11 protein-coding genes and 1 riboswitch are annotated in these 13,730 nt (G+C 69.1%); all 11 genes read left to right on the top strand.

From position 1 onward, the window contains the following. The first annotated feature begins 8 nt into the window (after nucleotides 1-8). Nucleotides 9-247: riboswitch (cobalamin riboswitch) on the top strand. An 81-nt stretch (nucleotides 248-328) separates the two neighbouring features. The 11 genes from AC2YJX_RS14600 (at nucleotide 329) to cbiB (ending at nucleotide 13,693) form a co-directional block, all read left to right on the top strand. Continuing rightward, nucleotides 329-2,212, top strand: coding sequence for a TonB-dependent receptor domain-containing protein (locus AC2YJX_RS14600; protein ID WP_142145092.1), 1,884 nt, complete (start codon nucleotides 329-331; stop codon nucleotides 2,210-2,212). A 142-nt stretch (nucleotides 2,213-2,354) separates the two neighbouring features. Beyond that, nucleotides 2,355-3,713: a cobyrinic acid a,c-diamide synthase CobB gene (locus AC2YJX_RS14595; protein WP_487256426.1), complete on the top strand. Its 1,359-nt coding sequence runs from the start codon at nucleotides 2,355-2,357 to the stop codon at nucleotides 3,711-3,713. Then, nucleotides 3,710-4,297 (top strand): bifunctional adenosylcobinamide kinase/adenosylcobinamide-phosphate guanylyltransferase, encoded by a 588-nt coding sequence (locus AC2YJX_RS14590; RefSeq protein ID WP_487256425.1) that lies wholly within the window; start codon nucleotides 3,710-3,712, stop codon nucleotides 4,295-4,297. Before AC2YJX_RS14595 ends, AC2YJX_RS14590 begins: the two co-directional genes overlap by 4 nt. Beyond that, nucleotides 4,297-5,199, top strand: a complete 903-nt coding sequence (locus AC2YJX_RS14585) for an ABC transporter substrate-binding protein (RefSeq protein ID WP_487256424.1) — start codon at nucleotides 4,297-4,299, stop codon at nucleotides 5,197-5,199. The genes AC2YJX_RS14590 and AC2YJX_RS14585 overlap by 1 nt, the downstream gene beginning before the upstream one ends. After that, complete coding sequence (locus AC2YJX_RS14580) at nucleotides 5,196-6,230, top strand: FecCD family ABC transporter permease (protein ID WP_487256423.1); 1,035 nt, start codon at nucleotides 5,196-5,198, stop codon at nucleotides 6,228-6,230. Before AC2YJX_RS14585 ends, AC2YJX_RS14580 begins: the two co-directional genes overlap by 4 nt. Continuing rightward, nucleotides 6,227-7,021, top strand: coding sequence for an ABC transporter ATP-binding protein (locus AC2YJX_RS14575; RefSeq protein WP_116747428.1), 795 nt, complete (start codon nucleotides 6,227-6,229; stop codon nucleotides 7,019-7,021). Before AC2YJX_RS14580 ends, AC2YJX_RS14575 begins: the two co-directional genes overlap by 4 nt. A gap of 29 nt (nucleotides 7,022-7,050) precedes the next feature. Beyond that, a complete protein-coding gene (locus AC2YJX_RS14570; protein ID WP_487256422.1) occupies nucleotides 7,051-7,518 on the top strand; it encodes a hypothetical protein in 468 nt (155 codons plus the stop codon). Continuing rightward, nucleotides 7,515-7,901, top strand: coding sequence for a DUF2149 domain-containing protein (locus tag AC2YJX_RS14565; protein WP_056064344.1), 387 nt, complete (start codon nucleotides 7,515-7,517; stop codon nucleotides 7,899-7,901). The genes AC2YJX_RS14570 and AC2YJX_RS14565 overlap by 4 nt, the downstream gene beginning before the upstream one ends. Further along, complete coding sequence (gene cobN, locus AC2YJX_RS14560; RefSeq protein WP_487256421.1) at nucleotides 7,898-12,079, top strand: cobaltochelatase subunit CobN; 4,182 nt, start codon at nucleotides 7,898-7,900, stop codon at nucleotides 12,077-12,079. Before AC2YJX_RS14565 ends, cobN begins: the two co-directional genes overlap by 4 nt. A 29-nt stretch (nucleotides 12,080-12,108) precedes the next feature. Next, nucleotides 12,109-12,678, top strand: coding sequence for a cob(I)yrinic acid a,c-diamide adenosyltransferase (gene cobO, locus AC2YJX_RS14555; protein WP_121508745.1), 570 nt, complete (start codon nucleotides 12,109-12,111; stop codon nucleotides 12,676-12,678). Nucleotides 12,679-12,736: 58 nt separating this feature from the next. Beyond that, nucleotides 12,737-13,693, top strand: coding sequence for an adenosylcobinamide-phosphate synthase CbiB (gene cbiB / locus AC2YJX_RS14550; protein ID WP_487256720.1), 957 nt, complete (start codon nucleotides 12,737-12,739; stop codon nucleotides 13,691-13,693). Nucleotides 13,694-13,730: the final 37 nt, after the last annotated feature.

Below are 13,730 nucleotides of genomic sequence, written 5' to 3'. Positions count from 1 at the left end.
GTAAACAGCCGTAAAATCGCGCGGTTGGTGCTCGCGGTGTGGTTCACATGCCGCAGTTCAACGGGAAGCAGGGAGGCGCAGTACCACCGGTACACGCCCAGCCTGCGCTGCCCCCGCAACGGTCAGCGGACGAGTCTTTCGACTCTCTCTCCATCCATACGCCACTGAGCGCCTTGAACAAGCGCATGGGAAGGCATTGGGGGGGTGTTCCGCCAGCCCGGATACCGGCCAACACGGTGGCTGCGTGCGCCCTTTTTGGAGCTGCGCGGCTGTATCACCCACATGCTGGCGGGAGGCCGGCCCGGGTTGTTTGTTGACGATGATCCCCATGAAAATCCGTACCCTTCGTGCGCGCCCTGTGGCGCTGCTGCGCCTGCCTGCCCACCGTGTGGCCCTGTTGACCCTGGCGGTGGGCAGCGCCTGCAGTGCGCTGGCCCAGAGTGCCCCGGCAACCGGCGAACTGCTGGCCCAGAACCTGCGCGCGCCCTCGCTCGCCGAAACCGTGGTGGCCGCCACGCGCACGCCGCAGCCGCTGTCCGACCTGGTGGCCGACATCTCCATCGTGGACCGCGAAACCATCGAAAGCAGCGGCGCCACTGGCCTGGCCGACCTGCTGGCCCGTCTGCCGGGTGTGGAGTTCTCGCGCAATGGCGGCCCGGGTGCCACCACGGGTGTATTCCTGCGCGGTGCTGAATCGCGTTTCACAGCGGTGTACATCGACGGGGTGCGCATCGATTCGCAGTCCACCGGGGGGGCGCCGTGGGAGAGCATTCCGCTCGGCCTCATCGATCGCATCGAAGTGCTGCGCGGCCCCGCAGGCGCCGTATACGGATCGGATGCCATGGGCGGCGTGGTGCAGATTTTCACCAAGCGCGGCGAGAACGGCACGGCGCCGTATGTGGGCGTGGGCATTGGCAACCACAACACCACCAAGGTGGAGGCCGGAATCAGCGGGGCCAGCGGCACCGTGGACTACGCGCTGGGCTTTGCGCGCGATGACAGCAAGGGCTTCAACGCCCGCACGGTGGCCACCCAGAACCCTGACCGCGACGGCTACCGCACCACGGCAGGCCATGCCCGAGTGGGCCTGCAGGTCGATGCGGCGCACCGGCTGGAGGGAACGCTCATGGTCAATGACTCCAACAGTGGCTACGACAGCGGGCTGGGCAAGGACGACCGCAACTTGCACACCATGCACGCCCTGGGCCTCAACTGGATTGCCCAGTGGAGCAGCGCCTACAAGACGCGCCTGTCCATCACCGACTCGCGCGATGAATACGAAACCCGCCCCTCGCCCTACCTGAGCGACACGCGCCTGCGTGGCTACTACTTCCAGAACGAATGGCGCCAGGGCGCGCACCTGGTCACGGCCGCGTTGGAGCGCCGTGAAGACCGCCTCGAAAACGCCCCCATCGATGCCAAACGCTCGCAGGACGCGCTGGCCCTGGGCTACGGCTACAACGCTGCAGGCCACACCGTGCAGCTCAACCTGCGCCACGATTCCGACAGCGAGTTTGGCGGCAAGAGCACCGGCAGCGTGGCCTACGGCTACGCCATCACACCGCAGTGGCGCGCTACGGCATCGGTGGGCACGGCCTTCCGCGCGCCTACGCTGTACCACCGCTTCAGCGAATACGGCGTGGCCACGCTGCGCCCCGAAAGCAGCCGCAATGCCGAAGTGGCGCTGCGCTACGCCCAGGGCAACAGCACGTTCTCGGCCACGCTGTTTCGCAACCGTGTGAGCAACCTGATTTCGTTCTCTGGCCCCGGCACCTGCCTGTCGGACTTTGGCTGCTACGCCAACACGGCCCGGGCCGAATACAAGGGCGTGACGTTTGCGGGATCGCACCGCCTGGGCGATGTGCAGCTGCACGGCTCCATCGACCTGCAGCGCCCGCGTGACCTGGACACCGGCAAGCAGCTGGCGCGCCGTGCCAAGCAGCACGCCACCTTCGGCGCCGACACCCGCCTGGCGGGGTGGACCGTGGGCGCCGAAGTGCAGGCATCCGGCCGCCGCTTCGACACCGTGGCCAACACCAATGTGCTGGGTGGCTACACGCTGGTCAACCTGTACGCCAGTACCCGCATTGCGCGCGACTACACGCTGCTGGCCCGCATCGACAACCTGGCCGACAAGGACTACCAGCTGGCCCGCACCTATGCCACCGCAGGCCGCACGGTCTACGTCGGTGTGAAGTGGGCACCTCAATGAAGCCCCCCCTGAGTCGCTGCGCGCCTTCCCCCCGGAGGGGGGACGCCACCCGTGGCCTGGCGGAGCCAGTTCCACGGTGGCACTGGCTTGGGGCGCGCCAGTTTCGTCGGCCGCTGGGTGAGTACCGCACTGGGGGTGGGGTGTGACACGCTGTCCCGCGCTGCTGATTGCAGCCCCGGCCTCGGGACAGGGCAAGACCACCGTCACCGCCGCCCTGGCGCGCCTGCACACACGCCAGGGGCGGCGCGTGCGGGTTTTCAAGTGCGGGCCGGATTTTCTGGACCCGCACTGGCACCTGCTGGCCAGCGGGGCGCCGGTGCACCAGCTCGATTTGTGGATGAACGGTGAGGCCGACTGCGCGCAGCGACTGCGCGACGCCGCCGTCGAGTCGGACCTGATCCTTATCGAAGGCGTGATGGGCCTGTTTGACGGCAGCCCCAGCGCGGCCGACCTGGCCCGGCACTTTGGTGTGCCGGTGCTGGCGGTGGTCGATGCCTCGGCCATGGCGGGCACGTTTGGCGCGCTGGCCTATGGCCTGCGCCACTACCGGCCGGGCCTGCCCTGGGCGGGGGTGCTGGCCAACCGCGTAGGCAGCGCGCGCCATGCCGACATGTTGCGTGACGGCTTGCAAGATGCCGACGACTGGATGGGCGCGCTGATGCGGGTGGAGCCAGGCAATGCGCCTTTAGCCGCCAAGGCCGGTGCGGCGCTGCTGCCCGAACGCCACCTGGGCCTGGTGGCCGCGCACGAGCTGGACGACAGCCTGCAGCGGCTGGACGCAGCGGCCGATGCCCTGGCCGCTACACCCCTGGGCCAGATGACGCTGGAGGACCTGCAGCGCTGGGCCGTGGACTTTCCGGCGCCTGCATCCACGGTTGCCGTGCCTGCTTTGCTCGCAGGCCGTACGGTGGCCGTGGGGCGTGATGCGGCGTTCTGCTTCATCTACGCTGCCAACGTGCAATGCTTGGAGCAGATGGGCGCGCGCGTGGTGTTCTTCTCGCCTTTGCACGATGCGGTGCTGCCCGATTGCGACGCGGTGTGGCTGCCCGGCGGTTACCCCGAGCTGCACACCGCGAAGATCGCGGCCAACACCGGGATGCAAGCCAGCCTGCGCGCCCATGTGGCCGCAGGTAAACCGCTGTGGGCCGAGTGCGGCGGCATGATGGCGCTGTTTGAATCCATCACCCTGGCCGATGGCAGCACGGCCACTTTGTGGGGCCTGCTGCTCGGTCACGTCACCATGCAAAAGCGCCTGGCAGCGCTGGGGCCGCAGCAACTGACCGTGGCAGGACACACGTTGCGCGGCCACACCTTCCACTATTCGACCAGCGACAGCAGCGCCCCCGTGGTGGCCCGCACGGCGCGCCCGAACGAGGCGGTTGCGCGGGATGCGGGCGAGGCGCTGTACCAGCAGGGCAGCATCCACGCGAGCTATTTCCACGCATGGTTTCCGTCCAGCCCCGAAGCCGTGGCCCACCTGCTGGGGGGCGCATCGGTATGACCATCACCACCGAACTGATTCTGGGCGGCCAGAAAAGCGGCAAGTCCCGCCGCGCCGAGCTGCTGGCGCGCGACTGGCTGGCGCAATCCAGCGACCACTGCGCCGTGCTGATCGCCACGGGCCAGGCCTGGGACGACGAAATGCGCGAGCGCATCGCCCGCCACCAACGTGACCGCGCCGAACGGGTGCCTGGCCTGCAAACCGTGGAAGAGCCGCACGACGTGGCCGCTGCCGTGGCGTTGCACAGCACCCCACAAACCCTGCTGGTGGTGGACTGCCTCACGCTGTGGCTCACCCGCTGGACCATGCCCGTGGGTGTGGAAGCTATGAGTTTTGAACAAAAACAAGCTCTAGCGCTTGATTGGAAAGCGCAAGCAGCTATGTTTTTGATAGCGGTTCGGAAATCCCCTGGCCCCGTTGTTCTGGTGGGCAACGAAATTGGCCTGGGGGTTATCCCGATGGGGCGCGAGGTGCGCGCTTTTGTGGATGCACTCGGCACGCTCAACCAGCAGGTGGCGCAGGTGTGCCCCCGCGTGACGCTCATGGCGGCTGGCCTGCCGCTTACCTTGAAAGAACCTCGCTGATGAAACCCACCCCCGTGCGCCGCATCCTTTGGGTGATCGCAATCGTGATTGCGCTGGGCCTGCTCATGGCTGGCCTGGCGCGTGCACAGCCCGTGCACATCAAGGACGACAAGGGCCGCGAGGTCTCGCTGCCCCGTCCGCCGCAGCGCATCGTGAGCCTGCTGCCCTCGTTGACCGAAAGTGTGTGCGAGCTGGAGCAATGCCACCGGCTCGTGGGGGTGGATCGCTATTCCAACTGGCCGGAGGCCGTGATTGCCAAGCTGCCCAAGGTGGGCGGCGGGCTGGACCCGAGCATAGAGGCCATCGTAGCGCTCAAGCCGGACCTGGTGCTCATGTCCGTCAGCTCGCGTGCCAGCGACCGGTTGGAGGCGCTGGGCCTCACCGTGGTGCAGCTGGAGCCCAAGACGCATGCCGACGTGCGCCGTGTGCTGGGCACCGTGAGCGACCTGCTGGGCGTACCCCGTGCGCAGGGCTCCGACCGCCTCTGGCGCGTGATCGACGCAGGTGTGTTGGCAGCGGCGCAATCGCTGCCGCCCAAGGCAAAGAACGCACGCGTGTATTTTGAAGTGAGCCGTGGGCCTTATGCGGCAGGCGAGGCCTCGTTCATTGGCGAATCGCTCACCCGGCTGGGCGTGCGCAACGTGGTGCCGGCGTCGCTGGGGCCGTTTCCGCGCCTGAACCCCGAGTTCGTGGTGCGCGCCAACCCCGACATCATCATGATCGGCAACCGCAGCATGCAGGCCATGGTGCCTTACCCCGGCTGGGCCACCATGCGAGCCATCCGCGAGAACCGGCTCTGTGTGTTCGGCCCCGGCGACTCTGATGTGGTGGTGCGCCCCGGGCCGCGCATGGCCGAGGCAGCGCGCATCATGGCTCGCTGCATTGCGGACAAGGCTTCATGAGCAGCGTCCACGTCGATCTGCCAACAGGCTCTGCCATCCGCCGTGCGGCCTGGTGCACCGCGTGGCTGCTGCTGGCCAGCGTGCTGCTGGCCGTGTGTGGCGCCAGCGTGGGCAGCACGGGCTTTGACAGCGTGCTGCGCATGCACGGCGACCCTGTGGCATGGCAGATCGTGTGGGACATCCGCCTGCCGCGCACGGCGGGTGCGTGGCTGGCGGGGGCGCTGCTGGGCCTGTCGGGCGCGGTGGCGCAGGGTTTGTTTCGCAACCCGCTGGCCGACCCGTACCTGCTGGGCAGCGCCTCGGGCGCAGCGCTGGGCGGGGCTGTCGCCATGGCGCTCTTCGGGGTGTCGCCGGTGGCGGCGCAGTGGATGGCCCGCATCGGTATCACGGGCATGGCATTTTTGGGCGCGGCGGGGGCGGTGGTACTCACGCTGCTGCTCGCCAAGGGCGTGCAGCACACGCTGCGCTTGTTGCTGGCGGGGGTGATTGTGGGCGTGGTGTTGGGCGCGCTGCGTGACCTGGTGGAACTGGCCTCGCCCGACATCCTGCAGGCCATGCAGGCCTTCACGCTGGGCAGCACGGCTTTTGTGGGCTGGGCGGCCTGCTTGCTCATGGCCGTGGCCTGGACGCTGTGCTCGGTGGTTGCCTGGATGCTGGCACGTGCGCTGGACGGCCTCACGCTGGGCGAGGCCACGGCCGCCAGCCTGGGCCTGCCACTCATGCCCATGCGTGTGGGGCTGGTGGCTGCCATGGCGCTGGCCACGGGCACGGCGGTGGCGCAGACGGGGCTCATCGCCTTTGTGGGGCTGGCCGCCCCGCACTTGGTGCGTTCCATCGTGCGCGTGACACACGAACGGCACATCGTGCTCTCCAGCCTGATGGGCGCGGTGCTGCTGATGGCGGCCGACATCCTGGCGCGCTGGCTGCTGGCGCCGCAGGAGCTGCCCGTGGGCGTCCTCACGGCGGCCCTGGGCGGCACCTATCTGCTGTGGCTCATGCACCGGCGCACCTCGCAAGGAGGTGCGCTATGAAATCAATAGCTATCAGTGCAAATGGAATAAGCGCCAGCATCGGGAATCGCTCAATATTGCAGGGCATTGACCTGCAATTGCCCGCCGGGCGCTGGACGAGCATCGTCGGCCCCAACGGCGCGGGCAAGTCCACCCTGCTCAAGGTGCTGGCGGGCCTGCTGCCACGTGTGGCGGTGCAGGGCGACGTGTTGCTGCTGGGCCGCCCGCTGGTACAGATTCCTGCACGCGAACGCGCCCGCCAGCTCGCCTGGCTGGGGCAGAACGAAGGCTCGGCCGACGACTTGACCAGTTATGACGTGGCCATGCTCGGCCGGCTGCCGCACCAGGCCTGGCTGGCACCGCCGGGTGCGGCCGACCACGCAGCGGTGGAGCAGGCGCTGCGCACCACGCAGGCCTGGGACTGGCGCCACCGCCCGCTGTCGCAGCTGTCGGGCGGCGAACGCCAGCGCGTGCTGCTGGCCCGCGCTCTGGCGGTGCAGGCGCAGGTGCTGCTGATGGACGAGCCCCTGGCCAACCTCGACCCGCCGCACCAGACCGACTGGCTGCACACCATGCGTGCACTGGTCGATGCGGGGGGCACGGTGGTCAGCGTGCTGCACGAGGTGTCGCTGGCACTGCAGTCCGACGACATGGTGGTGATGGCACAGGGCCGCGTGCTGCACCAGGGCGCCTGCGATGCACCCGCCACGCACGCTGCGCTGGAGAGCGTGTTTGACCACCGCATCCACGTGCGGCATCTGGATGGCATGTGGATGGCGCTGCCATCGATGCAGCGCAAGCACAGCCAATGAAACAACACATGGATTGAGGGAGTGGAAGCATGAACATCGAATCGAGTTTTTCGCAGGTTGCGCAGTCGTTGCTCTGGCCGGTGCTGGTGCTGGTGGGGCTGGCGTTTGTCTACGCGTTGTGGTCGGGCGGCGCCACGCTCATGGAGGCGTGGCAGCGCTGGCGCCAGCCGCAGTACCGTTCGCTGCGCGTGGCTCCGGGTTTGTCGATGGAAGAGCTGGAGCTGCAACTGGTGCGCCAGGTGGAGCCCGTGCGCCTGCTCAGCCGCCTGTCGCCCATGCTGGGGCTGATCGCCACGATGATCCCACTCGGCCCCGCGCTGCAGAGCGTGGCGGCGGGCAACGGCCAGCAGGCGCTGGCCGTTTTCAGCGGCGCCTTTGCGGGCGTGGTGTTGGCGCTGGCCGCCGCGTCGGTGGGCCTGGTGGTGTACTCGGTGCGCCGCCGCTGGCTGCTGGCCGAGCTGCTGGTGGTGCGCAAGGAGCGCGGGGTGGCGCAATGAGCTTGCGCCACTTGAACGTCCTGGCCGAGGACGACGACGATCCGATGCTGTCGGCCGTGAACCTGGTGGATGTGTTCCTGGTGCTGGTGGTGGCGCTGCTCACGGCCGTGGCCGTGCAGACCCAGACCAGTGCCAATGAAAGCGTCACCATCATCCGCAACCCCGGCCAGCCCGACATGGAAGTGGTGGTGCGCGAGCAGGGCAAGGAAGTGCGCTTCAAGGGCGCTGGCAGCGCAGCGCAAGGGCAGGGCGTGCGCGCGGGCGTGGCCTACAAGCTGGAAGACGGCAATATCGTCTACATCCCTGAAACGGGCGCTGCTCCTGCCAGCGCTTCGGCCGGTGGCGCGGGTGGAGCCGCCACGCCGGCACCCGCCAAGCCATGAAGACACTGATCTTGCGTGCGGCACTGTGGTGCCTGCTGCTGGCTGCGCCGCTGGTGCAGGCCGCGCAGTCTGCGCCCGTGCTGCTGTGGCTCACCTCCGACATCACCACCGCCCCACGCACGGCCATGGTGCAACGCCTGGCTGGCGAGGCGGGCCTGGGCTTTGTGCACATCGATTTCCCGCTGGCCGGCCCGGCGGTACTGGACGCGGCCCAGGCCCAGAAGCTGGAGCGCGCACTGGCAGGCGCCGCCATGGTCTGGGTGGATGCACCGCATGCCAGCGTGGAGGCGCGCTTGCGCCGCATGGTCGGCGCGCAGCTCGATGCCCGCGCCGCACGCGCCCCGGGCCGCGTGGTCTGGGTGCCCGCTGGCAGCCCAGCCGCCGACTTGACCGCGCTCGATGCGCCCGCCCGCATGGTGGCCTACCTGCAGGCCGGTGGCCCGCGCAACCTGAAGAACGCCATCGCCCTGGCGCGTGCCACCGTGGCAGGGGCCGCCATGCCCGCCTTGCCCGCGCCCGACATCCTGCCCGCCCGGGGGCTCTACCACCCCGACGCGCCCCGCCTGCTGCCCAACGCCGCCGCGCTGGGGGCCTGGCGCGAGGGCCAGCCCACGCTGCGCAGTCTGCCTGCCGTGGCCGTGCTGGTGCACCGCCACCATTTTGTGGATGGCAGTACCGAGTGGCTCGATGCCTGGCTGCGCACCTTCCGCCAGCAGGGTCTGTTCGCTTATGCGGCCTTTGGCCAGCAGGTCACGGCGCAGACCCTGGCCGAGGTGCTGGAGCTGCCCCCTGAGAGCGGCACCGGCCCGGGCCGCTTGCATGCCTCGGCCCTGGTGCTGCACCAGCTCGTGCCCCAGGCCGCTGCGCTGCAGCCGCTGCTGGCCCGCTGGGGCGCACCCTTGCTGGGCACGCAGCCGTACCGCGCAGGCGATGCCGCCGCGTGGGAGGCCAGCGACACGGGGCTGTCGCTGTCCGATGTGCCGTTCTACCTGGCGCAGCCCGAGGCGGCGGGTGCCATCGATCCGGTCCTGGTCGCCGCCCACGGCGCTGAGGGCCGGGACTTTCGCCTCATCGAGCGCCAGGCCCAGGCTGTGGCCGCGAAGGCGCGGCGGCTGATCGCACTGCAGACCAAACCCGCCGCCGACAAGCGCCTGGTGGCCATGGTCTACAACTACCCCCCGGGCGGCACCAACTTTGGCGCCTCGTTCCTCAACGTGCCGCGCAGCCTGGAGCAGGTGTCGGGCGGTCTGGCCCAGGCAGGCTACCGCACGCAGCAGGTGCCCGAGCAGGGCTGGATCGATGGGCTCAAGCCGCTGCTGGCCGCCTATTACCCCGGTGCTGATGTGCGCGCGCTGCTGCAAAACGGACAGGCCGCCGCGCTGCCACTGGCGCGTTATGAGCAGCACCTGGCCACGCTGCCGAAGGCCGTGCGCGAGCGCATGAATGCGCACTGGGGCACTCCCGCAAAGAGCCGCTACGTGGTCGAGTGGCAGGGCGAAAAGGTGTTCGCCATCCCGCGCCTGCAGGTGGGCAAGCTCTCGGTATTGCCCCAACCCCCGCGCGAGGAAACACTGCGCCTGGGCCAGAACCCGTTCATGCACAAGAGCAAGGCGCCGCTGTCGCACCATTACCTGGCGGTGTACCTGTGGGCGCAGCTGGAGGCCGACGCGCTCATCCACTTCGGCACCCACGGTACGCAGGAATGGGCCGGTGGCAAGGCGCGTGCGCTCGATGTGCACGACGACGCGCTGCTGCCGCTCGGTGACCTGCCCGTGGTCTATCCCTACATCGTGGACAACCTGGGCGAGGCCCTCACTGCCAAGCGCCGGGGCCGCGCCGTGCTGGTGAGCCACCGCACGCCCGTGTTCGCCCCGGCAGGTTTCGAGGCGCGCATGGCCCACATGCACGAGGTGATGCACGAATGGGAAACCGTGGACGAAGGCCCCACGCGCCGCGCGCTCGAAAAGCAGCTGGTGGCGCAGTTTGTAGAGCACCAGCTGCACCGCGACCTGGGCTGGAGCGCCGAGCGCATCGCGGCCGACTTCCACGGCTTTCTTGAAATCCTGCACCCCTACCTGGACCAGCTCGCGCAAAGCTCGCAGCCCAAGGGCCTGGCCGTGTTCGGCCGCGTGCCCGCGCCCGAGCAGCGGCGCGAGACCATCCTGCAGGCGCTGCGCAAGCCGCTGATCGAGGCGCTGGGCGAAGACATCGACGAAGCCTTCCTGATCAAGCACGACGCGGTGCTGGCTGCACGCCCCGCGCGCTGGCTGGAAGTGGCGCTGACCGATGCGCAGGCTGCCAGCGTGCTGGACCTGCGCCCCGTGCTGCCTGACGCGCCGCCAGCACAGGACGGCTTGGTGCGCGCCGAAGACCATGTGCCCAACCGCGCCGCGCGCAAGCCCATCGACACGCCCGCGCTGCTGCAGCTGGCCCAGCGCGCGCAGGAGCTGGAGCGCCTCTTTGCCACCGAAGGCGAAATGCCCGGCCTGCTCGCGGGGCTGGAGGGCCGGTTTCTCACCGCTGCGTACGGCGGCGACCCCATCCGCAACCCCGAGAGCCTGCCCACAGGCCGCAACCTCACAGGGCTCGACCCAAGCCGCCTGCCCACGCGCCAGGCCTATGCCGTGGCGCAGACCTTGTTCAACGACTGGTTCAAGGACTACCAGGTGCGCCACAACGGCCGGGCGCCAGAGCGCATGGCGCTGTCGCTGTGGGCGGGCGAAACGCTGCGCCACCAGGGCATCATGGAAGCGCAGGCGCTCGTGGCGCTGGGCATGCGCCCGGTGTGGGACGACTCGGGCCGCCCGGTGCGCGTGGAGACCATTGCCGCCGATGAGCTCAAGCGCCCGCGCGTCGATGTGCTCATGAGCATCACCGGCTCCTACCGCGACCAGTTCCCCGCGCTGATGGGCTTGCTGGACCGTGCGGTGGCCCAGGCCGCCACGGCCGAGCCCGGCAATGTGATCGCGCGCAACACCGCGCAGATCGGCCAGGAGCTGCGCAAGCAGGGCGTGCCCCGCGCGCAGGCCGAGCAACTGGCGCGCGTGCGCTCGTTCGGCAATGCGGTGGGCGACTATGGCACCGGCCTGTCGGACGCGGTGCAAAGCGACGGCTTGCAAACCAACGATGCGCGCCTGGGCCAGATGTTCCTCGAACGCATGAGCCAGCCATATCTGGAGGGCGAGCCCGTGACCGGCGTGGCGGGCGGTGTGGCGGCCCAGGCATTGGGTGCCCACCTGCGCCGCACCGATGCCGCCATCCTGTCGCGCAGCTCGCATCTGTATGCCATGGTCAGCTCGGACGACCCGTTCCAGTACCTGGGCGGTCTGTCGGCGGCCGCCCGCGTGGCCGGGCGCCCGCAGGGGCTGGAGTTGCATGTGGCCCAGCTGCAGGATGTAAGCGAGCCCACCACCGAAACTGCACAGCGCGCCATTGCGCTGGAGATGCAGTCGCGCTACCTGCACCCGGGCTGGCTCCAGGCGCAGAAGGCCGAGGGCTATTCGGGCACGCTGCAGGTGCTCAAGGCCGTGCAGTTCGCCTGGGGCTGGCAGGCCGTCGCGCCCGACACGGTGCGCAGCGACCATTGGCAAAGCTTTTATGACGTGCTGGTGCGCGACAAGCACCAGCTGGGCCTGCCCGAGTGGCTCAAGGAACACCCGCAGGCCTATGCCCAGTCGCTGGAGCGCCTGGTGCAGGCGCAGCGCCAGGGCTACTGGCAGGCCGATGCCGACACGCAAAAACAACTGGCGCAGATGTACCAGGAGGTGACGCGTGCCGCGCCGCTGGCGGCCGAGCTGCCCAGCGTGCGCCGCTGGGTGGAGCGAGCTGCTCGTGGTGAGTCCGTAGAGCTGACCCCGCCTGCTGGCATGGCCATTGCCGCGCCGCAGTCGCCAGCCCTGGCAGCGCCACAGCCTGCGCCCGCCGCCGCTGACCTGCCCGCGCCGCCCGCCCAGGCAGAAGCACCACCCTCCGCGCCCGCCGTGCCTACCATGGGCGTGTTGCTGGAGCGGCAGCCCGAGCCAGCCCCTTCTGACAGCGCCACCGAGCCCAGCCCCGTGGAGCGCATGGCGGGCATCGTGGCCCTGCTGGTCATGGCCCTGGTGGCGATGGCGGGCGCCGCGTGGCAGGCGCGCCGTCCGTCCTCGTTGTCTTCCCCGTTGCAACCGGCCGGCGTGTGATGCCTGGCCTCTCTGAAAGAATCGACACCATGCAGATCGAAACCCCGCCGACCGAAAAACGCTACGAAAAGCCCGAGGGCGAACGCCGGGGCCTCATCATCGTCAACACCGGCGACGGCAAGGGCAAAAGCACGGCCGCCTTTGGCCTGGCGCTGCGCGCCCATGGCCGGGGCAAGGCCGTGAAGATCTTCCAGTTCATGAAGGTGCCCACCGCGCGTTTTGGCGAGCACCGCATGTTCGAGCAGATCGGCCTGCCCATCGAGGGGCTGGGCGACGGCTTCAGCTGGAAGAGCAAGGACCTGGAGCACTCGGCCCAGCTCGCGCGCGACGGCTGGGAAAAGGCGCGCGCCGCCATCCTGTCGGGCGAGCATTTTTTGGTGGTGCTGGACGAGATCACCTACCCGCTGATCTACGGCTGGCTGCCGCTCGACGGCGTGTTGCAGACCCTGCGCGATCGCCCCAAGGACGTGCACGTGTGCCTCACCGGCCGTCGCTGCCCGCCCGAGATCATTGAGCTGGCCGACACCGTGACCGAGATGCAGCTGATCAAGCACGCGTTCAAGGCGGGCATTCCCGCGCAGCGCGGCATCGAAGATTAGTGAGGCCGCCGTGTCCGACCACTGGCTTTTGTTGCTCACACCCGCCGGGGGCTGGCCCATGGTGGCTGTGTGGATCGGCGTGCCGCTGCTGGCGCTGGCGGTGGACTGGTGGCTGGGCGAGCCGCCCGCTGCCTGGCATCCGGTGGTCGGGATGGGGCGGGCGCTGCAGTGGTGGGGTGAGCGCCTGGCGCCCCGGATGCCAGTGGCCCGAGATTTCAAGCTATTCTGGCGCGCAGCGCTTGTCTGGTGCGCGCTGGCTGCTATTGTTTTTATACTCGGTTGGGCGGCGCAGAAGCTGGTGCTGATGCTGCACGGTTTTGTGGCGGCGGCGTTGCTGGCACTGCTGCTCAAGCCCCTGCTGGCCTGGCGCATGCTGCACGATGAAGTGCTGGCGGTGGAGGTGGCGCTAGGCCAATCGCTGCCCGCCGGGCGTGCGCAGCTGGCCCGGCTGGTGAGCCGGGATGTAAGCGCGCTCACTGCCATGCAGGTGCGCGAATCGGCCATCGAGTCGCTGGCCGAGAACCTCAACGACTCCGTGGTGGCGCCGTTGTTCTGGTTTGCGCTGCTGGGCCTGCCGGGCGCTGCGCTGTACCGCTTTGCCAATACGGCCGATGCCATGTGGGGTTACCCGGGCATGCGCGGCGGGCGGTACTGGCAATGGGCGGGCAAGTGGGCGGCGCGGGCGGACGACGTGCTGTCGTGGGTGCCTGCACGCATCACCGCCTTGTTGTTGGCGGTGGTCGCCAAGGGCCTGCCTTTTTCCACTCTGGCCCGCCAGGCGCGCAAGACGCCATCCCCCAACAGCGGCTGGCCCATGGCGGCCATGGCACTGGCGTTGAACGTGCGCCTGGCCAAGCCGGGTGTGTACACGCTGCACAGCAAGGGCCACCGGGCTGGGCCACTCGATACGCGTCGTGCCGCGCGCCTGGGCACTCAGGTGGTGCTGGCGATGGTGCCGGTGGCGGCCTCCCTTCAGCTGCTGGTCCTGGTTGCCTTTGCCTGGGTGCATGCATGACATTCCCAGGTCCTTTTTGCTTGCCTGTGCAATTGCA

Source organism: Acidovorax sp. SRI_002, assembly GCF_057586455.1.
The sequence above is the reverse complement of the archived record's forward strand: the minus strand, read 5'-3'. Positions and strand labels throughout refer to the sequence as shown.

Coding starts and splice junctions, on each gene's coding strand:
- AC2YJX_RS14600 (WP_142145092.1), top strand. CDS start 329: ATGAAAATCCGTACCCTTCGTGCGCGCCCTGTGGCGCTGCTGCGCCTG.
- AC2YJX_RS14590 (WP_487256425.1), top strand. CDS start 3,710: ATGACCATCACCACCGAACTGATTCTGGGCGGCCAGAAAAGCGGCAAG.
- AC2YJX_RS14585 (WP_487256424.1), top strand. CDS start 4,297: ATGAAACCCACCCCCGTGCGCCGCATCCTTTGGGTGATCGCAATCGTG.
- AC2YJX_RS14580 (WP_487256423.1), top strand. CDS start 5,196: ATGAGCAGCGTCCACGTCGATCTGCCAACAGGCTCTGCCATCCGCCGT.
- AC2YJX_RS14575 (WP_116747428.1), top strand. CDS start 6,227: ATGAAATCAATAGCTATCAGTGCAAATGGAATAAGCGCCAGCATCGGG.
- AC2YJX_RS14570 (WP_487256422.1), top strand. CDS start 7,051: ATGAACATCGAATCGAGTTTTTCGCAGGTTGCGCAGTCGTTGCTCTGG.
- AC2YJX_RS14565 (WP_056064344.1), top strand. CDS start 7,515: ATGAGCTTGCGCCACTTGAACGTCCTGGCCGAGGACGACGACGATCCG.
- cobN (WP_487256421.1), top strand. CDS start 7,898: ATGAAGACACTGATCTTGCGTGCGGCACTGTGGTGCCTGCTGCTGGCT.
- cobO (WP_121508745.1), top strand. CDS start 12,109: ATGCAGATCGAAACCCCGCCGACCGAAAAACGCTACGAAAAGCCCGAG.
- cbiB (WP_487256720.1), top strand. CDS start 12,737: ATGGTGGCTGTGTGGATCGGCGTGCCGCTGCTGGCGCTGGCGGTGGAC.